Source organism: Streptomyces rhizosphaerihabitans (assembly GCF_025399795.1).
Taxonomy (GTDB): domain Bacteria; phylum Actinomycetota; class Actinomycetes; order Streptomycetales; family Streptomycetaceae; genus Streptomyces; species Streptomyces rhizosphaerihabitans.
Genome location: NZ_JAODTZ010000004.1, coordinates 30,780 through 53,481, shown reverse-complemented (window position 1 = coordinate 53,481; position 22,702 = coordinate 30,780). Strand labels below are relative to the sequence as shown.

Below are 22,702 nucleotides of genomic sequence, written 5' to 3'. Positions count from 1 at the left end.
TGGTGATCTCCCGGTGCGATGGCCGCGGTTACTTCGGTGGAGTACGCCCACGGCGTGCGGTGAATCTGGATCACGTTCCGCTGCCGCCTGGATCTCGGGAGAACCGACGTTGTCCCGCCCGGTGCGATGTCCGCGGATACTTCTGGGGCCGAAGGCCCCTCGCAGGTTCGAATCCTGCTGCCGGTCCCTGACCGGTATGGCCGAGCGGTCCATGGCAGAAGCGCCCTCAGGGCGTTCGCGATCCGCGGCCGGCCTGATCTCGGGCAGGCGGCGCTGTCAGTGCGGTCTGGTAGGAATACTGCTGTGAGCAGCGCGAACGGGCGACCCGACGACAGCGCGCGCGGCGCGGACGGCGCGGACGGTGCTCCGCCCGAGCAGCTTGCCCTGATCCGGGAGGTCGTGCGACAGGCCAAGGGGCCGAAGGCGAAGCCGCGGACCTGGCGGGGAGCCGCGCTCGCCAAGGAGCTGCCCGTCGCGCGGGTGCTCGTCGACAAAGGGGTGCTGCACCTCGACCGCTACTTCGACTACGCCGTGCCCGAGGACCTCGACGAGGCCGCGCAGCCGGGCGTGCGGGTTCGGGTTCGGTTCGGCGCCGGTGGACGCAATGTTCGGGAGGGGCGGCGCGAGGGCGGCGGTCTGATCGACGGATATCTGGTCGAGCGGGTCGCCGAGTCCGACTACTCGGGGCCGCTGGCAGCCCTCGCCCAGGTCGTCTCGCCCGAGCCCGTCCTCGGGCCCGAACTGCTGGGACTCGCCCGCGCCGTCGCCGACCGGTACGCGGGATCGCTCGCCGACGTGCTGCAGCTGGCCGTGCCGCCCCGGCACGCCCGCGCCGAGGCACGGGAGTCGCCGGTGCCTCCGCCGCTGCCCAGTGCACCCGACCCCGGCACCTGGCGGCGGTACGGGAGAGGGGCGGACCTCCTCGCCTCGCTCGCCTCCGGTGGTGCCCCGCGCGCGGTGTGGACCGCGCTGCCCGGTCCCGAGTGGGCCGAGGAGATCGCCCGCGCGGTGCAGGCGACGCTCGCCTCCGGGCGCGGCGCGCTCGTCGTCGTACCGGCCGGGCGGCCCGCGGCCCGCGTCGACACCGCCCTGAAGGCCCTGCTGGGGGAGGGGCAGCACGCCGTGCTGACCGCCGACGCCGGACCGGAGCGGCGCTACCGTGACTGGCTCGCCGTACGACGGGGGTCCGTACGGGCCGTGGTCGGCACCCGGGCCGCCATGTTCGCGCCCGTACGGAATCTGGGACTTGTCGTCGTCTGGGACGACGGCGACGACGGACACAGCGACGAGAACGCTCCCTTCCCGCATGTCCGGGAGGTGCTGGAGCTGCGTGCCTCGCGCGACAAGTGCGGCTTCCTGCTGGGGAGTTGGACCTGCACCGTGGAGGCGGCGCAACTGGTCGAGAGCGGCTGGGCGCTGCCGCTGGCCGCCGACCGGGACCAGGTGCGCGCAGCCGCGCCGCTGGTACGGACCGTCGGGGACGGCGATCTCGCGCGCGACGAGGCCGCTCGGGCCGCCCGGCTGCCCACGCTCGCCTGGCGGATCGTCAGGGAGGGTCTGCGGCAGGGGCCCGTGCTGGTCCAGGTGCCCAGGCGGGGATATGTGCCCCGGATGGCGTGTGCCCAGTGCCGGGCGCCCGCGCGGTGCCGGCACTGCGCGGGGCCGTTGGAGGCGCAGGACGCCCAGGCCCTGCGCTGCGCGTGGTGCGGGCGGGACGAGACGGCCTGGCACTGCCAGGAGTGCGGAGGGTTCCGGCTGCGGGCGCAGGTCGTCGGCGCCCGCAGGACCGCCGAGGAACTGGGACGGGCGTTCCCGGCCGTGCCGGTGCGCACGTCCGGGCGGGAGCAGGTGCTGGACACGGTGTCCTCGGCGCCCGCCCTGGTGGTGAGCACGCCGGGAGCCGAACCCGTCGCCGAGGGCGGGTACGCGGCGGCCCTGCTGCTCGACGGCTGGGCGATGCTCGGACGGCCCGATCTGCGGGCCGGTGAGGACGCGTTGCGCCGGTGGACGGGGGCCGCCGCGCTGGTCCGTCCGCAGGGGGCGGGCGGCACGGTCGTGGTCGTTGCCGAACCGACCCTGCGGCCCGTGCAGGCGCTCGTACGGTGGGATCCCGTCGGGCACGCGGTGCGTGAGCTCGCCGAGCGGGCCGAGCTGGGATTTCCGCCGGTCTCCCGGATGGCGGCGGTGTCCGGGGCGCCCGAGGCGCTCGCCGGGTTCCTCGCCGCCGCCGAACTGCCGTCCGACGCCGAGGTGTTGGGGCCTGTACCGCTGCCGATGGCCGAGGCGGGCCGGCCCCGGCGACCCGGTGGGCCGCCCGCTGGGGACCCCGGGGAGCGGGTACTCATCCGGGTGCCCCCGGGGAGCGGCGCTGCCCTGGCGGCCGCTCTGAAGGGCGCGCAGGCGGCACGCATGGCCCGCGGGAGCAGCGAGCCCGTACGGATCCGGATCGATCCGCCCGACATCGGGTGAGATCCCATGCGATCCCATGCGATTCCGTGAGGCCGCGTCAGGTCCCGTGAGGGCCCGTGCGATCCGGTGAGGTCGCTTGAGCGGACGTCGCGGAGCACATGATGTGCGGGTGTCGTCGTGGACTGTGGGCGTGAGCAGTGGGCGTGGGCTGCGGCGCGGGACGCGGGCGTGAACGGTCGGCGGGGAACTGGGAGCTGGGGGTCGGGGTGTGGGCATGGGACTGCCCCCCGGGTCTTGGCGCCGGGAGGCAGCTGTCGTCTCGGGGGGTCGGTCAGCCGTTGCGCGGGCCCGGGAAGGCCGTGGGCCTGACCTCGTCGCGGAGTGTGGGGCTGCCGGCCGTCGGCTGGGTCGGCATGGAGCGGGCGGCGGGGGCGATCGGCACCGAGGGGAGACCGCTGTTGACGGCGACCGTGCGCGTGTCGGCCGTCTCCGTGGCACGCTCCGCCTCGGCGGCGGCCTGGGCGGTGGCGCGCCGCGCGCCGTAACGACGGTGGACCGCCTGCTTGGTGACCCCGAGGGCCGAGCCCACCGCGTCCCACGAGAAGCCGAGTGAGCGGTCGAAGTCCACGGCGGCCGTGACCAGGGTCTCGACACTGTCCCGCAGCTCCTGGGCGAGACGAACGGTCGGGGCGGGAGCGCGTCCGTAGACGACGAAGCCCGTGGAGGGGCCGGAGCGGCGCGGGCGGTAGACGTTGCCCAACTGGGCGGTGAGCGTGCGCAGTGCGTCCACCTGCCGGCGGACCCGCTCGATGTCCCGCACCAGCAAGTGCAGGCTGGCCCGAGCCTGGGCGTCGTGGGTTGCGTGGTCGGCCATGAACAAGCCTCTCGAACCGGCGTTGAAAAGGATCGGGCCGCGAATGTGCAGCCCGCTGTGGTCAACTCTTTCTTGACCAACGCGTAGACGGGTGAGTGGTCACGCTGCAGGGGCGCAAGGGCATACGTACGGGGCGCGTCCCGTCCCGTACGCCCCCCGTTGTGTGGTGAACGCGCCCCACTTGGCGACGAGCAGGCCGCGTCACCGGTGCCGATGCCATGGGCAACACCGTTCGTGCCGATGCGCAGGCGACACCGCCCGTGCGGGCCCGAGGACATGGCCCCCGAAGAACCCCCGAGCCGTTGAGCCCCGCGCGGCATAGACTGGTGCGCTGCCCCGTGCTTCGCCGGTATCCGGCACGCGCGCGGGGGATGGAAGAGCTCCCGCCCGAGAGGCCAACCGCCACCCATGAAGCTCGTCTTCGCAGGTACCCCCGAGGTCGCCGTTCCCGCCCTGGACGCCCTGATCGCCTCCGGGCGGCACGAGGTGGCCGCCGTCGTGACCCGGCCGGACGCGCCGGCCGGACGGGGGCGACGGCTCGTCGCGAGTCCGGTCGCCGTGCGGGCGGAGGAAGCCGGGATCGAGGTGCTCAAGCCCGCCAAGCCCCGGGACGAGGAATTCCTGGCCAGGCTGCGGGAGATCGGCCCTGACTGCTGTCCCGTCGTCGCGTACGGGGCGCTGCTGCCCCGGGTCGCCCTCGACATCCCCGCCCAGGGCTGGGTCAACCTGCACTTCTCGCTGCTGCCGGCCTGGCGCGGCGCCGCCCCCGTCCAGCACGCGATCATGGCCGGCGACGAGATCACCGGCGCCACCACCTTCCTGATCGAGGAGGGCCTCGACTCGGGACCGGTGTACGGGACCGTCACCGAGGAGATCCGCCCCACCGACACCAGCGGGGACCTGCTGACGCGGCTCGCCTTCGCCGGCTCCGGACTGCTCGCCGCGACGATGGACGGGATCGAGGACGGCACGCTCAAGGCCGTACCGCAGCCCGCCGACGGCATCAGCACGGCGTCGAAGATCACCGTCGAGAACGCCCACATCGACTGGGCCGCCCCGGCGCTGCGGGTCGACCGCATGGTGCGCGGGTGCACCCCGGCCCCCGGCGCCTGGACCGTCTTCCGCGCCGAGCGGCTCAAGCTCATCCAGGTCGCGACGGTGCCCGACCGCACGGACCTCGCCCCGGGCGAGCTGTCCGTCGCCAAGAACAACGTGTACGTGGGCACCGGTTCCTACGCCGTCGAGCTGCTCTGGGTGCAGGCCCAGGGCAAGAAGCCGATGCGCGCGGCGGACTGGGCCCGCGGGGTGCGGATTCCCTCCGGGGAGCGCCTCGGCGTCTGACGTCGGCCCTGCGGCGTACGCTGATAAGCGCATCTTTTTTCCTGGATCCGGAGCACCTTTTTCGTGAGTGAGCAGCCCCGTCGGCCGCAGAAGCCCGGCAAGCCCTACCGCCGCCCCCAGAAGGACCCGGTCCGCATGCTCGCCTTCGAGGCGCTGCGGGCCGTGGACGAGCGGGACGCGTACGCGAACCTCGTTCTGCCGCCGCTGCTGCGCAAGGCGCGGGAGAAGGGCGACTTCGACACACGGGACGCCGCGCTCGCCACCGAGCTGGTGTACGGCACGCTGCGCCGCCAGGGGACGTACGACGCCGTCATCTCGGCCTGTGTCGACCGGCCGCTGCGGGAGGTCGACCCGCCGGTCCTCGATGTGCTCAGCCTCGGTGCCCACCAGCTGCTCGGCACCCGCATCCCGACGCACGCCGCCGTCTCCGCCTCCGTCGAGCTGGCCCGGGTGGTGCTCGGCGACGGGCGGGCCAAGTTCGTGAACGCCGTGCTGCGCAAGGTCGCTCGGCAGGACCTCGACGCCTGGCTGGAACAGGTCGCGCCGCCCTACGAGGACGACCCCGAGGATCATCTCGCCGTCGTGCACTCGCACCCGCGCTGGGTCGTCTCCGCGCTGTGGGACTCGCTGGGCGGCGGCCGGGCCGGCATCGAGGACCTGCTGGAGGCCGACAACGAGCGGCCCGAGGTGACCCTCGTGGCCCGGCCCGGACGCTCCACCTCCGAGGAACTCCTCGACGCCCTCGACGAGGACTCGGCGCTTCCCGGGCGCTGGTCGCCGTATGCCGTGCGGCTCACCGAGGGCGGCGAGCCGGGCGCCATCGACGCCGTACGCGAGGGCCGTGCGGGCGTCCAGGACGAGGGCAGCCAGCTGGTCGCGATCGCCCTCGCGAACGCGCCGATCGACGGGCCCGACCGGGTCTGGCTGGACGGCTGCGCCGGACCCGGCGGCAAGGCCGCGATGCTGGCGGGCCTCGCCGCCCAGCGCGGCGCGACACTGCTCGCCTCCGAGAAGCAGCCGCACCGGGCGGGGCTCGTCGCCAAGGCGCTCGCCGGGAACCCCGGCCCGTACCAGGTCATCGCCGCCGACGGCACCCGCCCGCCGTGGCGGCCCGGCACCTTCGACCGGGTGCTCATGGACGTGCCCTGCACGGGCCTGGGCGCGCTGCGCCGCCGTCCCGAGGCCCGCTGGCGGCGTCGCCCCGAGGACCTCGACGGCTTCGCGACGCTCCAGCGCGGGCTGCTGCGCACGGCGCTCGAATCGGTGCGGGTCGGCGGTGTCGTCGGGTACGCGACCTGTTCGCCGCACCTCGCCGAGACCCGCGCGGTCGTGAACGACGTCCTGAAGCACTTCGAGGACGGCTCCGCCGAACTGCTCGACGCCCGTCCGCTGCTGCCCGGCGTGCCCGCCCTGGGGGACGGCCCCGACGTACAGCTGTGGCCGCATCTGCACGGGACGGACGCGATGTACCTGGCCCTGATCCGCCGAACCGGCTGACCGCCCGGCACACTCGGCACGGCCGGCCCATCCGGTTGAGCCGCGCTGCCCAGCTCTGCTGAGCCGCGCTGCCCAGCTCTGCTGAGCCGCGCTGCCCAGCTCTGCTGAGCCGCGCTGCCCAGCTCTGCTGAGCCGCGCTGCCCAGCTCTGCTGAGCCGCGCTGCCCAGCTTCGGCCGGCCGTGCCGCCCAGCTTCGGCCGGCCGTGCCGCCCACCTCTGCTGAGCCGCGCCGTCCAGCTTCGGCCGACTGCGCTGCCCAGCTCTGCCGGGCCGCGCCCCCGGCTTCGTTCAGCCCGCGGTGAGGGGTCGGCGCCGCTCTGCCCTGCCCACGCTGCGTGGGCGTGCTTCGGTTCGCTTCGTCAGCCGGGAGGCGGAGCCGGGTTCGAGGACTCCCTGGATCCTCCGGGTTCCCCGGAATCGTCCGGCTCGGCGGAATCGGCGGGCTCGGCGGGCCGCGTCCCGCCGTCCTCGTGCGCGAGCCGGTGTGGCCACCACACCTTCGGGCCCACGTCGAGGAAGAGCGCGGTGACCAGCACCGAGCGCACCACGAAGGTGTCCAGGAGCACGCCCAGGGCGACCGCGAAGCCGATCTCCGCGAACCCCACGATCGGCAGGGTGCCGAGTGCCGCGAACGTGCCCGCGAGGACGAGACCGGCCGAGGTGATCACCGCCCCGGTGGTGGCGAGCCCTGTCACCACACCGGCGCGGGTGCCCTTGTGCGTCGCTTCCTCGCGGATACGGGTGGTCAGGAAGATGTTGTAGTCGATACCGAGTGCCACCAGGAACACGAAGACGAACAGCGGGAAGGCCACGTCCTCGCCCGCGTAGTCGAAGACGTGCCGGAAGGCCAGTGCGCTCACGCCGAGGGCGGTGGCCAGCGACAGCACCACGGTCCCGATCAGCAGGAGCGGGGCGACCAGAGCCCGCAGCAGGATGCTCAGGACCAGCAGGACCACCACCAGGACGAGCGGGATGACCAGGTAGTTGTCGTGCGTCTGGGCGTTCTCCATGTCGAGCAGGGCCGCCGAGCCGCCGCCCACCTTCGCGTCGGCGCCGGGGACGGCGTGCACCGCGTCGCGCACCCGCTCCACGGTGGCCTTCGCCGCCGCGCTGTCGGCGGGGGCGCGGGTGGTCGCCTCGAACAGCACCTTGCCGTCGTGCACGGGCGCGGTGCCCGGCGGCACACCGATGCTCGCCTGCACGACACCCGGGTCCGCGGCCACGGCATGGCCGACCTCCCTGCCCTGGGCCGCGTTGGACACGATGACCAGGGGATCCCCGTCACCCGCGGGGAAGTAGCGGGCCGACACCTGCTGGCCGACGATCGAGTCCGGCTTCCCGGTGAACTGGTCGGCGTTGGAGATGCCCGCGGCCCGCAGCTGGATCAGGCCGAGGGACAGCAGCCCGAGCGCCAGCGCCGTGGCCACCCAGAAGGTCCGCGGGCGGCGGGCGATCCGGCGGCCCATGCGCGCCCAGACGCCGCTCTTGGTCGGATCGGCCGAGCCGAGGTGCGGGACGGAGGGCCAGAAGATCCAGCGCCCGAAGACCAGCAGCAGGGCGGGGAAGAGCGTGAGCATGGTGAGCAGGCCGACGCCCACGCCGATCGCCGCGACCGGGCCGAGGCCCCGCGTCGAGTTCATCTCGGCGACCAGGAGCACCAGCATGCTCAGCACGACCGTCGCGCCCGAGGCGAGGATGGCCGGACCGGCCCGGTTCATGGCGAGGGCCATCGCCTCGTGGCGGTCCTCGTGGCGGCGCAGCTCCTCGCGGTAGCGGGCGACCAGCAGCAGCGCGTAGTCGGTCCCCGCGCCGAACACGAGCACGGTGAGAATGCCCGCGCTCTGGCCGTTGACCGTCAGACCGGCGTGTTTCGCCAGCAGATAGATCAGCGCCTGGGCCGTGAACAGGGCGACGACCACGCCGAGCAGCGGGACGAACAGCAGGGTCGGGCTGCGGAAGGTGATCAGCAGCATCACGACGACGACGGCCATCGCGGAGTAGAGCAGGGTCGAGTCGATGCCCTTGAAGGCATCGGAGGAGTCCGCGGCGGTACCGCCGGGCCCGGTGATGTGCACGGAGAGCTCGTCGGCACCCTTGCCCACCTGGTGCCGGATGGAGTCGACGGCGGGGCCGATCCGCTGCCAGCCGGACGCGTTCATGGTGATGGGGATGTAGATCTGGGCCGCGCGCGGATCGGTCGGCCGGTCGAAGACCGGTCCCCGGGTCTCCGCGCCGCGGATGCCGTGCTCCCGCAGCGCCTTCACCTGCTGGACGTCCTCGGCGATCTGCCGGCGGTCCTGCGGCGTCAGGCCGTCCGGGCGCGCGTAGACGACGACCGCGGGAATCTGCTCGGGCCGGAACTCATTCGAGATGTCGAGGACTTGGGTCGACTCGGCCGAGCCCGGCAGCCAGGACTGGGCGTCGTTGTCCTGGGCGTCGCTGAGCTTGGCTCCGAGAGGTGCCACGAAGACGAGCACCAGCAGCCACAGGGCCAGGACCAGCCACTTGGACCGGCGTCCGCACACGACCCCGATGGCCGCGCGCTTCCAGGCGTCGAGCCTCTTCATGCCCACCCCCGAGGTCGGACGCAGCGCCGCTGGGCCGCCCAGCATGGCATGCCGGACCGTCGCAGGACATCCGCGGAACAACCCAGGTCCGGACCGGGGCGGGCAACCGGCCCGGGGCATGGCAGTCTTGGGGCATGGCCGTGCAGATCAACCCCAGCATCCTGTCCGCCGACTTCGCCCGTCTTGCCGAGGAGGCAAAGGCGGTGGAAGGCGCGGACTGGCTCCATGTCGACGTCATGGACAACCATTTCGTACCGAACCTCACGCTCGGGGTGCCGGTCGTAGAGTCTTTGGCCCGTGCGACGGACACTCCGCTGGACTGCCATCTGATGATCGAGGACGCCGATCGGTGGGCGCCCCAGTACGTGGAAGCCGGTGCCGGCTCCGTCACCTTCCACGTGGAGGCGGCCGCCGCGCCCGTCCGGCTGGCCCGTGAGATCCGGGCCATGGGCGCTCGCGCCTCCATGGCACTCAAGCCCGCGACCCCCATCGAGCCGTACGAGGATCTGCTGCCCGAGCTCGACATGCTGCTGATCATGACGGTCGAACCCGGATTTGGCGGCCAGGCTTTTCTTGACATCATGCTCCCCAAGATCCGCCGCACGCGCGAGTTGATCAGCAAGCACGGCCTGGAACTGTGGCTCCAGGTCGACGGCGGTGTCTCGGCGTCGACCATCGAGCGGTGCGCGGAGGCGGGCGCCGACGTGTTCGTCGCCGGTTCGGCGGTGTACGGGGCGGCGGACCCGGCCCAGGCGGTACGTGCACTGCGCACCCAGGCACAGGAGGCGACGGCCCATGCATCCTGGGCGTGCGACCACTGAGCCAAGGGAACGTGAACGCCGCCCATCAGGGCGGATCAAGTGCGCCGGATCTGCAAGGATGAACGGCGAATCCAGAGTGTGAACAGAAGTGAGGAGATCGCCGTGTCGGGTATGTCGGCGGGCCGGTCAGCCATGCGGATGGGACCCGCTGAGCTGGTCCAGGCGGCGGCCATGGCCCGCCGCTTCTACCTAGAGGGCAAATCCAAGATCCAGATCGCCGAGGAGTTCGGCGTCAGCCGCTTCAAGGTGGCCCGGGTCCTGGAGACCGCTCTCGAACGGGATCTCGTGAGGATCGAGATCCGCGTCCCCGCCGAGCTGGACGCGGAGCGCTCGGACGCGCTGCGTGCCCGCTACGGTCTGCGGCATGCCGTGGTCGTCGAGTCCCCGGCCGAGGCCGAGGAGTCGCCCGACCCGGAGAACCTCGGTGAGGTGGCCGCCGACCTGCTCGGCGAGCTCGTCAACGAGGGCGATGTGCTCGGCCTCGCCTGGGGCCGCTCCACGATCCACATGGCGGCGGCGCTGGACCGGCTCCCGCCGTGCACCGTGGTGCAGCTGACGGGCGTGTACGACGCCGGGACCGCCGAACGCGGCTCCGTCGAGGCGGTCCGGCGCGCCGCGCAGGTGTCGGGCGGCGACGCCCACCCCATCTACGCGCCGATGCTGCTGCCCGACGCGGCCACCGCGGCGGCGCTGCGCAACCAGACGGGGATCGCCCGCGCCTTCGAGTACTTCGACAAGGTGACGGTCGCCTGCGTCTCCATCGGCTCCTGGGAGCCCGGCATCTCCACGGTGCACGACATGCTCAGCGACGAGGAGCGCGCCCACTACGCGTCCCTCGGTGTCGCCGCCGAGATGTCCGCGCACCTCTTCGACGCCGAGGGCCGGCGGGTCGGGCGTGACCTGGGCGAGCGCTGCATCACGGTCGAGGCCGACCGGCTGCGCCGTATCCCCGAGGTCGTCGCCATAGCGGGCGGTCAGCGCAAGGCGGCCGCCATCGACGCGGTGCTGCGGTCCGGGCTCGTCACCAGCCTGGTGACGGACACCTCGGCCGCGGACGCGCTGATGACGGCGGGACCGCCCCCGCGTCCGGCGCTGAACCGGGCGGACCCGGACGGGCCCTGAGGTCGACACCCAGCGCGCGCCGCGGGGGGACGGCCGTGGCAGCATCGACGTCATGCTGCTGCGGCCGTCCCCCCGCGCGTTCGCGGGCCGCCTGTTCGCCGGACTGCTGGTCTGTCTGACGGTCCTGCTGACGGGCTGCTCGTCCACGGGCACCACCGGCTCGGGCGACCCCGCGGCCACGGCCGCGAGCGGTGCCACGGCGGTCCCGTCCTGGGCCGGTGGCCTGCCGGTCGTCCCCGCGGCCGCGCTCCCCGCCGAAGCGCGGGCGACCCTCGTCCTCATCGACCGGGGCGGCCCCTTCCCGTACGCCAAGGACGGCGCCGTCTTCGGCAACTTCGAGCGGGAACTGCCGGGGCACGCCAGGGGGTACTACCACGAGTACACGGTGCGGACCCCGGGCGAACGCGACCGGGGGGCCCGGCGCATCGTCGCCGGACAGCACGGGGAGATCTTCTACACCGACGATCACTACAACTCGTTCAAGGCGGTGCTGAGATGACGCACGGTCCGCTCGCGGAGGTGTGCCGCTCGGCCGGGTGGCAGGTCACCGAGCTCGATCTCACCGGGGTTCTCGACAAGCCCGGGTTCATGGAGCGCTGTGTCCGCGCCCTCGACCTGCCGGAGTGGTTCGGGCGGAACTGGGACGCGCTCGCCGACGTCCTCGGCGACCCCGACTGGGGACCGGCCAGTCCGGGCAGGCTGCTCGTGGTGACCGGCTGGCGCCCCTACGCGCGGACGCGGCCCGACGAGTGGGAGACCGCCCAGGAGGTCCTCCAGTCGGCCTCCGGCCACTACCAGCAGTTCGACGCCACCCTGTCGGTCGTCCTCATCCTTGGAGGATCCGACCAATTGCCCCCTGACCAGCCTGGATGATCCGTCCGGGGACCGCACGGGGGCTGTCATGGGACAATGAAGTACGTGCTCTTCCCCCTGGCTGACCTGTCCGGGGGCCACCTCTGATCGACTGGGATGTGCAGCACGTGCGTTTCCTCAACGACATCCAGCCCCCGTACGACCTGACGTACGACGACGTCTTCATGGTGCCCAGCCGCTCCGCGGTCGGCTCGCGTCAGGGCGTGGACCTCAGCTCTCCGGACGGCACGGGCACCACCATCCCGCTCGTCGTCGCCAACATGACGGCGATCGCGGGCCGCCGGATGGCCGAGACCGTCGCCCGCCGCGGGGGCCTTGTCGTCATTCCGCAGGACATCCCGATCGACGTCATCACCGAGGTCGTCTCCTGGGTCAAGGGGCGCCACCTGGTGCTCGACACCCCGATCCGCCTCGAGCCCCACCAGACCGTCGCCGACGCACTGGCGCTGCTGCCCAAGCGCGCGCACAACGCGGGCGTCGTCGTCGACGAGGAGGGCCGCCCGGTCGGTGTGGTCACCGACACCGACCTCACCGGCGTGGACCGCTTCACCCAGCTGTCCGAGGTCATGTCCAGGGACCTGCTGCTCCTCGACGCGGACATCGAGCCCCGCGAGGCGTTCAACCGGCTCGACGGCGCCAACCGCCGCTACGCCCCCGCCGTGGACGCGGACGGCAAGCTGGCCGGCATCCTCACCCGCAAGGGCGCCCTGCGCGCCACCCTGTACACGCCGGCCACCGACGCGGGCGGCCGGCTGCGCATCGCCGCCGCCGTCGGCATCAACGGCGATGTGGCGGGCAAGGCCAAGCAGCTCCTGGACGCGGGCGTCGACACGCTCGTCATCGACACGGCGCACGGTCACCAGGAGTCGATGATCAGCGCCGTCCGGACGGTCCGCGCGCTCGACCCGCAGGTGCCGATCGTCGCGGGGAACATCGTCGCCGCCGAGGGCGTCAAGGACCTCGTCGACGCGGGCGCCGACATCATCAAGGTCGGCGTCGGCCCCGGCGCCATGTGCACCACCCGCATGATGACCGGCGTCGGCCGGCCGCAGTTCTCCGCGGTCCTGGAGTGCGCGGCCGAGGCCAAGAAGTACGGCAAGCACGTGTGGGCCGACGGCGGTGTCCGCCACCCCCGTGACGTCGCGATGGCGCTGGCCGCCGGCGCGTCGAACGTCATGATCGGCTCCTGGTTCGCCGGCACGTACGAGTCCCCGGGCGACCTTCAGCAGGATGCCGACGGACGTCTGTACAAGGAGTCTTTCGGCATGGCGTCCGCGCGCGCCGTCAAGAACCGCACCAGCGAGGAGTCCGCGTACGACCGGGCCCGCAAGGCGCTGTTCGAGGAGGGCATCTCCACCTCGCGGATGTTCCTCGACCCGTCCCGTCCGGGCGTCGAGGACCTGATCGACTCGGTCATCGCCGGCGTCCGTTCCTCCTGCACCTACGCGGGCGCGAACTCCCTGGAGGAGTTCGCCGAGAAGGCGATCGTCGGCATCCAGAGCGCGGCCGGCTACGCCGAGGGCAAGCCCCTGCACGCCAGCTGGAGCTGACCCGCCCCTGTTTCCCCGTACGGCCTCTGTTCCCCTCCCGGGAGCAGGGGCCGTACGCGTGTCCCGAGCAGGCGGAGGGGGCGGACGGGCGCCCCCGTGAGGGGAACTGACGCCCTGTCGGACGGGATGTTCGAAGGGCCGCTCCGTCAGCGAAAAGGCGCCTCGCGCAACCATCGAAAGGCCCCGCGCAACGAACATGCGCCGGAATGCGATGAACGCAACGATCTTGCGGAGACGCGCAAGGTTGCCGCATTACGCCCGTGAAGCCCGGACTCATAGGGTCAAGCGCTGTACACAGGCGTGGCGGGGACCCCGCTCGGTGGGTCCCTCCTGTCAGGGGTGCCGCCGGTTCCCGTCCTCTTCGACCGGCAGCGATGAAGGAGCCAGCGCGTGCTCGACCAAGGCGCACCCCCGCAGTCCCCACCCACGTCCGCCCCACCGTCCCCGGGGGTCGGCGCGCGTCTCATGCGCCGCAAGCCGGTGGAACGCCTGGTGGAGGAGGGTGGCCAGGGCGAGGGGGGCTCGCTGCGGCGCTCCCTCGGCCTGTGGCAGCTCACCATGATCAGCATCGGTGCCACGCTCGGCACCGGCATCTTCGTCGTCCTCGGCCAGGCCGTCCCCAAGGCCGGGCCCGCGGTCACCCTGTCCTTCGTGATCGCCGGTCTCACGGCGCTCTTCTCCGCCCTCTCCTACGCCGAACTGGCCGGCACCATCCCGGTCGCCGGATCCTCGTACTCGTACGCGTACGCAACGATGGGCGAGCTCATCGCCTGGATCTGCGGCTGGTGCCTGGTCCTGGAGTACGGCGTCTCGGTCGCGGCCGTCGCGGTCGGCTGGGGCGAGTACCTGAACGAACTGCTCGACGGCACCATCGGCGTCACCATCCCGGACGCACTGTCCGCGCCGCCCGGTGACGGGGGCATCTTCAACCTGCCCGCGCTCATCGTGGTGATGCTCGCGATGGCGTTCCTGCTCGGCGGAGCGCGGGAGTCGGCGCGCGCCAACACCATCATGGTGGCCGTGAAGATCGCCGCGCTGGTGCTGTTCTGCGCGATCGGCGTCCAGGGCTTCCGCTCCGGCAACTACGACCACTTCATGCCCCTCGGCATGGCGGGCGTCAGCGCCGCCGGCGCCACCCTGTTCTTCTCCTACATCGGCTTCGACGCCGCCTCCACCGCCGGTGAGGAGGCCAAGGACCCCCAGCGCGACCTGCCGCGCGCGATCATGCTCTCGCTGGTCATCGTGACCGCCCTGTACGTCCTCGTCGCCGCTGTCGCCGTCGGCGCGAAGCCCTGGCGGCAGTTCAACGACTCGGAGGCCGCGCTCGCCGGGATCATGAAGGACGTCACCGGGCAGACCTTCTGGGGCACGTTGCTGGCCGCCTGCGCGGTCATCGCCATCGCGAGTGTCGTGCTGACCGTGCTCTACGGCCAGACCCGCATCCTGTTCGCGATGGGCCGGGACGGCCTGGTGCCCAAGGTGTTCGCCAAGGTCCACCCGAAGACCGGCACGCCCCGCGCCAACACGGTCATCGTCTCGCTGTTCTGCGGTGTCCTCGCCGCCGCGATCCCGCTCGGCCAGCTCGCCGACGCCACCAGCATCGGCACGCTCTTCGCCTTCGGGCTGGTCAATGTCGCCGTCGTCGTGCTGCGCAGGACGCGCCCGGCCATGCGCCGCACTTTCCGGGTTCCGCTCGCGCCGGTGCTGCCCGCGATCGGCTTCCTGCTGTGCGTGTGGATGATGGCCAGTCTCTCCGCCGTCACCTGGGTCGTCTTCGGCGTCTGGATGGCTGTCGGGCTCGTGTTCTACTTCAGTTACGGCTACCGCAGGTCCCGGATGGCGACCGTGGAACCCGTCGCCGAGCAACCGTAGAAACCCTCGCAGAAAAGTGAACCACCCGCAGTGCTGAACGATCTCGACGAACGCATCGTGCACGCCCTCGCCGAGGATGCCCGCCGCTCCTACGCGGACATCGGGCAACTGGTCGGCCTGTCCGCGCCCGCCGTGAAGCGGCGCGTCGACCGGCTGCGGGCCACCGGGGCCATCACCGGGTTCACCGTACGGGTGGACCCGGCGGCGCTCGGCTGGGAGACGGAGGGCTTCGTCGAGATCTACTGCCGGCGGAACACCTCGCCGGAGACCATCCAGCGCGGTCTGGAGCGCTATCAGGAAGTCGTGGCCGCCTCCACCGTCACCGGGGAGGCGGACGCGGTGGTACAGGTCTTCGCCTCGGACATGCGGCACTTCGAGCGGGTCCTCGAGCGGATCGCGGGGGAGCCGTTCGTGGAGCGGACGAAGTCCGTGCTGGTGCTTTCGCCGCTGCTGCGGAGGTTTTCCTCGGGGTCGCCTACGTAGTCGGCGCCCCCATAAGGGCTGGTGCGCCCCGGGGGTGGGGGATCCGCCTCTGGGCGGCTGCGGGCTCGTGGGGGCTGGGCGCGCAGTTCCCCGCGCCCCTGACGGGGCGCTGCGGCGCCCGCCCTCTCGCTCGGCGTCCGTCCGCGCCCGTCCGTCCGTCCGTCCGCCCGCCCGTCCGGCGTCCGCCCGTTCGGCGTCCGGTGCTCGATAAGGGCCGTCACCTGATGGCTACTCCGCCGTCTTTCTTGCCAGGGCGTTGTTGCCGATGGAGTTGTGGACGCTGAAGCTCACGGCGTCCGAGCGGTAGCGGTCGTCGGACCATTCCACCGGGCGGCCTTCACGGGTGGTGGTGACGCGGCGGACGCGCAGCAGGGGGCTGGTGCGGCGGACTCCGAGGAGGTCGGCGTCCTGGGCGCCCGCCGCGACGGCGTCGATGACGTGCTCGCCGTACGCGAAGACCAGGCCGGTGTCCTCGAAGAGCCGCTGGGTGACGGAGGGGCACCCGGGCTCGATCGCCGCCACGGCGGGGGAGATCCAGTCCGCGTACACGGTGCGCTCCAGCAGGACCGGTTCACCGTCCAGTCCGCGCACCCGCAGCACGTGCAGCACCGGTGTCTTCTCCCGCAGTTGGAGACGGACGGCGTCCTCCGCCGCCGCCGGGCGGTAATCCTGCGCCACCACGTGTCCCGTCGCTTCGCGCCCCATCGCGCGCGCCCACTGGGCGAAGCTGCGCAGTTCGGCGAAGCTCTGGCTGCGGCGGCCGGCGAGGACGACGCGGCGGGCGCCCTGGCGTGAGCCGATGAGCCCCTCGGCGGTCAGGGCCGCGACGGCCTGGCGGACCGTGCCGCGCGAGACGCCGTAGTGGGCCGCGAGGTCGGTCTCCGCCGGCAGCAGACTGCCCACGGTGTACTCCTCGCGGTCGATCGCCCGCCGCAGCTCCTCGGCGATCTCCTCGTGTCGCGCCGCCATTCTTCCCCTCTGATTCGACCGCTGTGCACAGCGTGATCAGCCTAATCGACATCGGACGGGGATCCCCGTCGGCCGGGATTGTGCAGGGAACAAGGGGTCACGGTTTCACCAAAGTTTACGAACAAGACACCATCGGCGGGCCTACTGGGGCCAACTTGTTCAGACAAGTTCTCCGTCCCACCCCACCCTCGTGCGTCACCCTGGAGAGACCGTGACCGTGTTCCTGCCGAGGACCGCCCTCCTCACCGGCGGCCTCGCCGTCGCCGCAGCCCTCACCCTGAGCGCCTGCGGCGCCGCACCCGACGACAAGGCGACCACCGCCGACGGCAAGAGCGCGGCCACCGCGACCTCCGCCGCGGACTTCGGCGGTCTCGACGCCCTGGTCGAGGCGGCCAAGAAGGAGGGCACGCTGCACGCGATCGCCCTTCCCCGCGACTGGGCCAACTACGGCGCCCTCATAGACGGCTTCACCAAGAAGTACGGCATCAAGATCGACGTCGAGAGCCCGGACGGCTCCAGTCAGGACGAGATCAACGCCGTCACCTCGCGCAAGGGCCAGGACCGGGCCCCCGACGTCCTCGACCTCGGCAGCTCCTTCGCGCTGAGCGCGGCCCAGCAGGGGCTGCTCGCCCCGTACAAGGTGACCGCTTTCGGTGACCTCCCCGAGGGACAGAAGGACGCGGCGGGCCGCTGGTACAACGACTACGGCGGCTACATCTCCATCGGCTGCGACGCCAAGAAGGTCAAGGAGTGCCCGACGACCTTCAAGGACCTGCTCAAGCCGCAGTACAAGGGCCAGGTCGCGCTCAACGGCAACCCCACCAAGTCCGGTTCGGCCTTCGGCGGTGTGTACGCGGCCTCGCTGGCGAGCGGCGGCTCCTTCGACGACATCCAGCCCGGCCTCGACTTCTTCGCCAAGCTGAAGAAGAACGGCAACTACACGCCCGTCGAGTCGACCCCGGCCACCGTCGAGAAGGGCGAGACGCCCATCAGCATCGACTGGGACTACCTGAACGCCGGTTACGCCGACGAGTTCAAGTCCAAGGGCGTCGACTGGAAAGTCTCCGTGCCGTCCGACGGCCAGTTCTCCCAGTACTACTCCCAGGCCGTCAACAAGGACGCCCCGCACCCGGCGGCCGCCCGCCTGTGGCAGGAGTACCTCTACAGCGCCGAGGGCCAGAACCTCTGGCTCAAGGGATACGCCCGCCCGGCCCTGATGACCGCGCTGGAGAAGGCCGGCACGCTCGACAAGGCCGCCGCCGCGAAGCTCCCCGCGGTCTCGGGCACCCCGAGCTTCCCGACCGAGGCCCAGCAGAGCAAGGCCAAGACCGTGCTCGGCCAGGGCTGGGGCAAGGCCGTCTCCGGATGACCACCGCTCTCACCGAGGCCCCGGCCGACGTGGTGCCCGCCGCTGCCCACCGGCAGCGGCGGCGCCGCCGCGCTACCGGCCCGCTCGCCGTCCTCCCGCTGCTCGTCTTCGTGGCGATCTCCTTCGGCGTCCCCGCGCTCGCCATGCTCAACGGCGCCTTCACCGTCAAGGACCAGACCACCGGCGCCAGTTCGTACACCACGGCCAACCTGACCGGCTCCTTCCAGGGCGCTTACCTGACCGCCCTGATCGGCAGCGTCAAGCTGTCCGCCGTCGCCGCGGGCCTCGCGACCGTCCTCGGACTGCCGCTCGCCCAGGCCGTGGTCACCTCCCGCTTCCGCGCGCTGCGCGAGGCCGTGCTCACCGCCTCCGGGGTCCTCGCCAACTTCGGCGGCGTCCCGCTGGCCTTCGCCTTCGTCGCCACCCTCGGCAACTCCGGTGTGCTGACACGGCACTTGAGCCTCACTGAAAAGGGCTGGAACCTCTACAGCTTCTGGGGCCTGGTCGTCGTCTACCTGTACTTCCTGATCCCGCTCATGGTCCTCACCATCACGCCCGCCCTCGACGGCCTGCGCTCCCAGTGGCGCGAGGCGGCGCAGAACAACGGCGCCACCTCCGTCCAGTACTGGCGGCACGTGGCGCTGCCCGTCCTCGCGCCCTCGCTCCTCGGCGGACTCGTGCTCCTCTTCGGCAGCGCCTTCGCCGCGTACGCCACCGCCGCCGCCATGGTCGGCAGCGCGGTGCCGCTGGTCACCCTGCAGATCGCCGACGCCATCTCCGGCAACGTGCTGGTCGGCCAGGAGAACGTGGCGCTCGCCCTCAGCCTCGACATGGTCCTCATCGCGGGCCTGGTCATGGCCGTGTACCTGCCCCTGCAACGACGGAGCGCGCGATGGCTCGCCTGAACCTGTGGCGCTGGGTGGTTCTCGCCCTCGCCGCGCTGTACTTCCTGGTGCCCATGGCCGCTTCCGTGATCTTCACGGTCGACGTGCCGGGGCAGGGCGTCACCTTCGACGCCTACAGCCAGATCGTGTCCGCCGACGGATTCGTCTCCAGCCTGCTGCTCTCGCTGGAACTCGCCGCCGCGACCATCGTCGTGGTGCTGCTCCTGATGGTGCCCGCCACGGTCGCGCTGCGGCTCGGCTCCCCCCGGCTGCGGCCCATCGTCGAGGTGGTGTGCTCCCTGCCGCTGGTCGTCCCGCCGATCGCGTTCGTCGCCGGTATCGCCACCGTCCTGAAGTGGGGGCCCGAACATCTTTCGCGCACCCCGCTGTTCCAGACGTTCGTGGCGATCCAGGACCCGGGCTTCCCGGTCGTCCTCGTCCTCGCGTACGTCGTGATGGCGCTGCCGTTCGTGTACCGGGCCCTGGACGCGGGACTGCGCGCCGTCGACGTGCGCACTCTCGTCGAGGCGGCCCGCAGCTGCGGCGCGAGCCGGCCGCAGGCGCTCGTGCGCGCAGTGCTGCCCAATCTGCGCGGCGCGCTGCTCAACGCCTCCTTCCTCACCCTGGCCCTGGTGCTCGGCGAGTTCACGGTCGCGCGCCTGCTCGGCTACCAGCCGTTCGCCGTGTGGATCTACAACGTCGGCGGCTCGCAGGCCCAGATGTCCGTCGCCGTCTCCGTGCTCAGCCTGTTCCTCACCTGGGCACTGCTTCTCGCGCTCGCCGTCTTCGGCGGCCGCTCCCGTACCGCTTCCGCCTCCCGGGGATGAACCATGACCGTCGCCACGCTCGACAAAGCCGCCACCGTCGAATTCCGGGGGCTCCGGCGGGAGTTCGGTCCGACCGTCGCCCTCGACGGCCTGGACCTCACCGTCCGGCCCGGTGAACTTCTCGCTCTGCTCGGCCCCTCGGGCTGCGGCAAGACCACCGCGCTGCGCATGCTCGCCGGCTTCGAACATCCCGATTCCGGTGAGGTGCTGGTCGACGGCGAGGACATCACACGGGTACCGGCACACCGCCGCGACGCCGGGATGGTCTTCCAGTCGTACAGCCTCTTCCCGCATCTGAGCGCCCTGGACAACGTGGCCTTCGGGCTGCGGATGCGCAAGGTGCGGACGGCCGAACGGCGTTCCCGCGCGGCCGAGTTGCTCGATCTCGTGGGTCTCGGGGACAAGGGCGAGCGGTACCCGCACCAGCTCTCCGGCGGCCAGCAGCAGCGCGTCGCACTGGCCCGTGCGCTCGCCCTGCGGCCTCGCGTCCTGCTCCTCGACGAACCACTGTCCGCGCTGGACGCCAAGGTCAGGCTCTCGCTGCGGGAGGAGATCCGCCGCCTTCAGCTGGAACTCGGCATCACCACCCTGTTCGTGACCCACGACCAGGAGGAGGCGTTGTCCATGGCGGACCGGGTCGCGGTGATGCGGGCCGGCCGGCTCGAACAGTGCGCGTCGCCCGCCGACTTGTACGGGCGTCCCGCCACCGCCTTCGTCGCCGAGTTCGTGGGCACGATGAGCCGGATCCCGGGGACCCTCGACGGCGACCGGGTCGAGGTGCTCGGCCGGCGGCTGCCGGTGGACGGGGACGCGCCCGCACCGGGGGAGGTGGATGTGCTGGTACGGCCCGAGGCGGTCCGGGTGAGCGCCGACGACGCGGGGGACGCGCGGGTCGTGGCCACCGCGTTCCTCGGCGCGGCCACCCGCGTGACCGTGCGGCTCGCCGACGGCACCGAGGTCAAGGCCGACCTGCCCACGTACGAGGCCGCGACGCTCACATCGGGCGCCGCCGTGACCGTCACCCTGCCGGACCGTCCGGTCCTGGTCGCCGAGCGCACGAGCTGAGGCACCCGGTATCGCCCTCCCCGCGAGGCCGCCGAGTGTCCTGCCCCGCGCGGGGGGCGGGGCTTCGGGTACCGCGCCGGGTGCGGCATCCGGGGATGCGACATCCGGGGGCGCGGCCCGCGAGGACCGGCCGAGTCGCGGAGGTCTCTGTGGGGGGTGGGCTGCCGCGGCCCACGGAGCGGGCGGACCCCGCAGCTCGCAGCTCCGGGCGCCGATGCCGGACCCCGCGCGACGGCCGGCCCGTCGTGTATGGCGCCGGGCGCCGTACTCCGCGCGGCGCCCGGACCGTCCCGCGAGGTGTGTCCGCCCGGCACTCCGCGACGCGGACGGGTTCGCACCGCGGGCGTCCTGGTGCCGTGCCCCGCGTCCGGCCCTCCGGTCGGGCATCGCACGGCCAGGGCGTGTCCGTCCCGGCCCCCGCCGGGTGGACGGCTTCGAGCAGTCGGCGTCCCGGTGCCCTCCCTGCCGCGCGCCACGCGGTCAGGTCGGTACCGCACGGCCAGGGGCCGGGCCAATAGAACCCGCGGAGTCCCCGGCACCGTACGCACCGCACCGTCGGCGCGTGGCCCGCAGGGCTCCCTCCATATCCGACCCTGACCACTTCGCCGCCCGGACAACCCCCACTCACCCTCTCCGGACAACTCCCCCCACTCACCCCCACCGAAGAAAGAGAACACCGTGACCCACCGCACCACCGACCGACTTCCTCTCCAGGCCGTTCTGTTCGACATGGACGGCACGCTCGTGGACACCGAGCGGCTGTGGTGGGAGGCGGTGGAGCAGGTGGCCGACGGGTTGGGGCACGCGCTGACGGGCGCGGACCAGCCGCAGGTGCTCGGGCGGCCCGTCGAGTACACCGCCGCCTGGCTGGCCGGGGTCACCGGCGCACCGGCGGAGGGGATCGCCGCCGAGCTGCACCAGCAGTTCGCGGACCGGGTCCGTACGGGCATCGTGCCTCGCCCCGGGGCGAGGGAACTGCTCGACGCGCTCGCCCGTGAAGGCGTCCCCACCGCCCTCGTGACCGCCTCCCCGCGCACGGTCGCCGACACCGTCCTGGAAGCGCTCGGCGCCGAACGCTTCGCCGTCTCCGTCACCGCCGACGACACCGAACGCACCAAGCCCGCCCCCGACCCCTACCTCGCCGCCTGCCGCGCTCTCGGCGTCGACCCCGCCGCCTGCGTCGCCGTCGAGGACACCCAGACCGGCGTCACCTCCGCCGAGTCGGCGGGCTGCGCCGTCCTCGCGGTGCCCTCGCTCGCGCCGATCGCGCCCGCGGCCGGCCGCACCGTGCTCGGCAGCCTGGAGGGGGTGTCCCCGGCCCGGCTGCGTGCGATGGTCGCCCCCGGCGAGCTGCGGGTGATGAGCTGGAACCTCTGGTTCGGCGGCACCAAGGTCGACGGCCACCGCGAGAAGCAGCTCAGGGTCATCACCGAGACGGGCGTGGACGTGATCGGGCTCCAGGAGACGTACGGGAACGCGGCGCGGGAACTCGCCGACGCCCTCGGCTGGCACCACCACGGTGCGGGCGACAACCTCGGCGTCATCAGCCGCCACCCGATCGTCGCCGTGCTCGGCGACCCTGACGCAGGTTTCTACGGGGGGACCGGCGTCCGGATCGAACTGGACGGCGGGCAGCGGGTGGACGTCTGGAGCGCTCACCTCGACTGCGCGCCGTACGGCCCGTACGAGGCCCGGTTCGACGGACTTCCGGCGGCCGAGCTCATCGCGCACGAGAGCGGGCGGCTCGCCCGGATGCGCGAGATCCTGGGGCGGATCGGCGACACCTCCGACGGCTCCGTTCCGGTCGTCCTGACCGGCGACTTCAACGTGCCCTCGCACCTGGACTGGCCGGATGTCGACTGGCCGGTGACGCGGGCCGCCGAGGAGACGGGCCTGCGCGACTCCTACCGCGAGGCCCACCCCGACCCGGTACGGGATCCCGGACACACCTGGTCGCCCGTCCACACCGAGCACGAGGACGGCAGCGGGCGCCCGGAACCGCAGGACCGGATCGACTTCGTCCTGCACCGGGGTCTGACCGTGCTCGATTCCCGCACGCTCGTCAGCGGCACCCCGCGTCCCTGGCCGGATGTCGCGGGCAATGACTGGCCCTCAGACCACGCGGCGGTCGTCACCGTCTTCGCCGTGCCCCGCGGGGACTGACAAGGCGGAACGGGCG

The 22,702-nt window shown here is 72.4% G+C and carries 18 protein-coding genes; 15 read left to right on the top strand and 3 right to left on the bottom strand.

What is annotated here, in order from left to right; translation table 11 throughout:
* The first annotated feature begins 303 nt into the window (after nt 1-303).
* Nucleotides 304-2,469 carry a primosomal protein N' gene (locus tag N4G66_RS05175; protein ID WP_261702750.1) on the top strand — a complete coding sequence of 722 codons (2,166 nt, stop codon included), beginning with the start codon at nt 304-306 and terminating at the stop codon, nt 2,467-2,469.
* 271 nt (nt 2,470-2,740) lie between these two features.
* On the opposite strand, the gene N4G66_RS05170 is transcribed toward N4G66_RS05175, so the two are convergent.
* Nucleotides 2,741-3,283 (bottom strand): hypothetical protein, encoded by a 543-nt coding sequence (locus tag N4G66_RS05170; protein WP_261702749.1) that lies wholly within the window; start codon nt 3,281-3,283, stop codon nt 2,741-2,743.
* Nucleotides 3,284-3,691: 408 nt separating this feature from the next.
* Here N4G66_RS05170 and fmt point away from each other — a divergent pair, with 408 nt between their 5' ends.
* Together fmt and N4G66_RS05160 are read left to right on the top strand one after the other, a co-directional pair.
* Nucleotides 3,692-4,624, top strand: a complete 933-nt coding sequence (gene fmt / locus N4G66_RS05165) for a methionyl-tRNA formyltransferase (RefSeq protein WP_261702748.1) — start codon at nt 3,692-3,694, stop codon at nt 4,622-4,624.
* A gap of 63 nt (nt 4,625-4,687) precedes the next feature.
* Nucleotides 4,688-6,121: an RsmB/NOP family class I SAM-dependent RNA methyltransferase gene (locus tag N4G66_RS05160; protein ID WP_261702747.1), complete on the top strand. Its 1,434-nt coding sequence runs from the start codon at nt 4,688-4,690 to the stop codon at nt 6,119-6,121.
* A gap of 359 nt (nt 6,122-6,480) precedes the next feature.
* On the opposite strand, the gene N4G66_RS05155 is transcribed toward N4G66_RS05160, so the two are convergent.
* Nucleotides 6,481-8,688 (bottom strand): MMPL family transporter, encoded by a 2,208-nt coding sequence (locus tag N4G66_RS05155; RefSeq protein ID WP_261702746.1) that lies wholly within the window; start codon nt 8,686-8,688, stop codon nt 6,481-6,483.
* A 134-nt stretch (nt 8,689-8,822) separates the two neighbouring features.
* On the opposite strand from N4G66_RS05155, the gene rpe reads away from it, so the two are divergent.
* The 7 genes from rpe (at nt 8,823) to N4G66_RS05120 (ending at nt 15,409) form a co-directional block, all read left to right on the top strand.
* Entirely contained in the window at nt 8,823-9,509 is a 687-nt protein-coding gene (rpe, locus tag N4G66_RS05150; RefSeq protein ID WP_261702745.1) for a ribulose-phosphate 3-epimerase, read from the top strand.
* Between the two features lie 78 nt (nt 9,510-9,587).
* The gene (locus N4G66_RS05145; protein ID WP_261702744.1) at nt 9,588-10,631 is read left to right on the top strand and encodes a sugar-binding transcriptional regulator; all 1,044 of its coding nucleotides are present in this window, start codon (nt 9,588-9,590) and stop codon (nt 10,629-10,631) included.
* Nucleotides 10,632-10,683: 52 nt separating this feature from the next.
* A complete protein-coding gene (locus N4G66_RS05140) occupies nt 10,684-11,130 on the top strand; it encodes a ribonuclease domain-containing protein (RefSeq protein WP_261702743.1) in 447 nt (148 codons plus the stop codon).
* Complete coding sequence (locus N4G66_RS05135; protein ID WP_261702742.1) at nt 11,127-11,504, top strand: barstar family protein; 378 nt, start codon at nt 11,127-11,129, stop codon at nt 11,502-11,504. Before N4G66_RS05140 ends, N4G66_RS05135 begins: the two co-directional genes overlap by 4 nt.
* A gap of 107 nt (nt 11,505-11,611) precedes the next feature.
* Nucleotides 11,612-13,054, top strand: a complete 1,443-nt coding sequence (locus N4G66_RS05130) for a GuaB1 family IMP dehydrogenase-related protein (protein ID WP_261702955.1) — start codon at nt 11,612-11,614, stop codon at nt 13,052-13,054.
* A gap of 390 nt (nt 13,055-13,444) precedes the next feature.
* Nucleotides 13,445-14,926, top strand: coding sequence for an amino acid permease (locus tag N4G66_RS05125; RefSeq protein ID WP_261702741.1), 1,482 nt, complete (start codon nt 13,445-13,447; stop codon nt 14,924-14,926).
* Between the two features lie 30 nt (nt 14,927-14,956).
* Nucleotides 14,957-15,409 carry an Lrp/AsnC family transcriptional regulator gene (locus tag N4G66_RS05120; RefSeq protein ID WP_015661832.1) on the top strand — a complete coding sequence of 151 codons (453 nt, stop codon included), beginning with the start codon at nt 14,957-14,959 and terminating at the stop codon, nt 15,407-15,409.
* A 228-nt stretch (nt 15,410-15,637) separates the two neighbouring features.
* Here the strand turns inward: N4G66_RS05120 and N4G66_RS05115 are convergent, their stop codons facing one another.
* Nucleotides 15,638-16,378 carry a GntR family transcriptional regulator gene (locus tag N4G66_RS05115; protein ID WP_261702740.1) on the bottom strand — a complete coding sequence of 247 codons (741 nt, stop codon included), beginning with the start codon at nt 16,376-16,378 and terminating at the stop codon, nt 15,638-15,640.
* A gap of 211 nt (nt 16,379-16,589) precedes the next feature.
* On the opposite strand from N4G66_RS05115, the gene N4G66_RS05110 reads away from it, so the two are divergent.
* From N4G66_RS05110 to N4G66_RS05090, 5 genes are all read left to right on the top strand, one after another.
* On the top strand, nt 16,590-17,747 hold the full coding sequence (locus N4G66_RS05110; RefSeq protein WP_261702739.1) for an ABC transporter substrate-binding protein: 1,158 nt from the start codon (nt 16,590-16,592) through the stop codon (nt 17,745-17,747).
* Nucleotides 17,744-18,652 carry an ABC transporter permease gene (locus N4G66_RS05105; RefSeq protein WP_261702738.1) on the top strand — a complete coding sequence of 303 codons (909 nt, stop codon included), beginning with the start codon at nt 17,744-17,746 and terminating at the stop codon, nt 18,650-18,652. Before N4G66_RS05110 ends, N4G66_RS05105 begins: the two co-directional genes overlap by 4 nt.
* Nucleotides 18,640-19,458, top strand: a complete 819-nt coding sequence (locus tag N4G66_RS05100) for an ABC transporter permease (protein WP_261702737.1) — start codon at nt 18,640-18,642, stop codon at nt 19,456-19,458. Before N4G66_RS05105 ends, N4G66_RS05100 begins: the two co-directional genes overlap by 13 nt.
* A 3-nt stretch (nt 19,459-19,461) precedes the next feature.
* A complete protein-coding gene (locus tag N4G66_RS05095) occupies nt 19,462-20,523 on the top strand; it encodes an ABC transporter ATP-binding protein (protein WP_261702736.1) in 1,062 nt (353 codons plus the stop codon).
* Nucleotides 20,524-21,201: 678 nt separating this feature from the next.
* A complete protein-coding gene (locus tag N4G66_RS05090) occupies nt 21,202-22,686 on the top strand; it encodes an HAD-IA family hydrolase (protein ID WP_261702735.1) in 1,485 nt (494 codons plus the stop codon).
* Nucleotides 22,687-22,702 lie beyond the last annotated feature (16 nt).

Bases quoted from the DNA above. Each gene is read 5' to 3' on its own strand.
- N4G66_RS05105 (WP_261702738.1), top strand. From the start codon at position 17,744: ATGACCACCGCTCTCACCGAGGCCCCGGCCGACGTGGTGCCCGCCGCT.
- N4G66_RS05100 (WP_261702737.1), top strand. From the start codon at position 18,640: ATGGCTCGCCTGAACCTGTGGCGCTGGGTGGTTCTCGCCCTCGCCGCG.
- N4G66_RS05095 (WP_261702736.1), top strand. From the start codon at position 19,462: ATGACCGTCGCCACGCTCGACAAAGCCGCCACCGTCGAATTCCGGGGG.
- N4G66_RS05155 (WP_261702746.1), bottom strand. From the start codon at position 8,688: ATGAAGAGGCTCGACGCCTGGAAGCGCGCGGCCATCGGGGTCGTGTGC.
- fmt (WP_261702748.1), top strand. From the start codon at position 3,692: ATGAAGCTCGTCTTCGCAGGTACCCCCGAGGTCGCCGTTCCCGCCCTG.
- rpe (WP_261702745.1), top strand. From the start codon at position 8,823: ATGGCCGTGCAGATCAACCCCAGCATCCTGTCCGCCGACTTCGCCCGT.
- N4G66_RS05170 (WP_261702749.1), bottom strand. From the start codon at position 3,283: ATGGCCGACCACGCAACCCACGACGCCCAGGCTCGGGCCAGCCTGCAC.
- N4G66_RS05140 (WP_261702743.1), top strand. From the start codon at position 10,684: ATGCTGCTGCGGCCGTCCCCCCGCGCGTTCGCGGGCCGCCTGTTCGCC.
- N4G66_RS05115 (WP_261702740.1), bottom strand. From the start codon at position 16,378: ATGGCGGCGCGACACGAGGAGATCGCCGAGGAGCTGCGGCGGGCGATC.
- N4G66_RS05135 (WP_261702742.1), top strand. From the start codon at position 11,127: ATGACGCACGGTCCGCTCGCGGAGGTGTGCCGCTCGGCCGGGTGGCAG.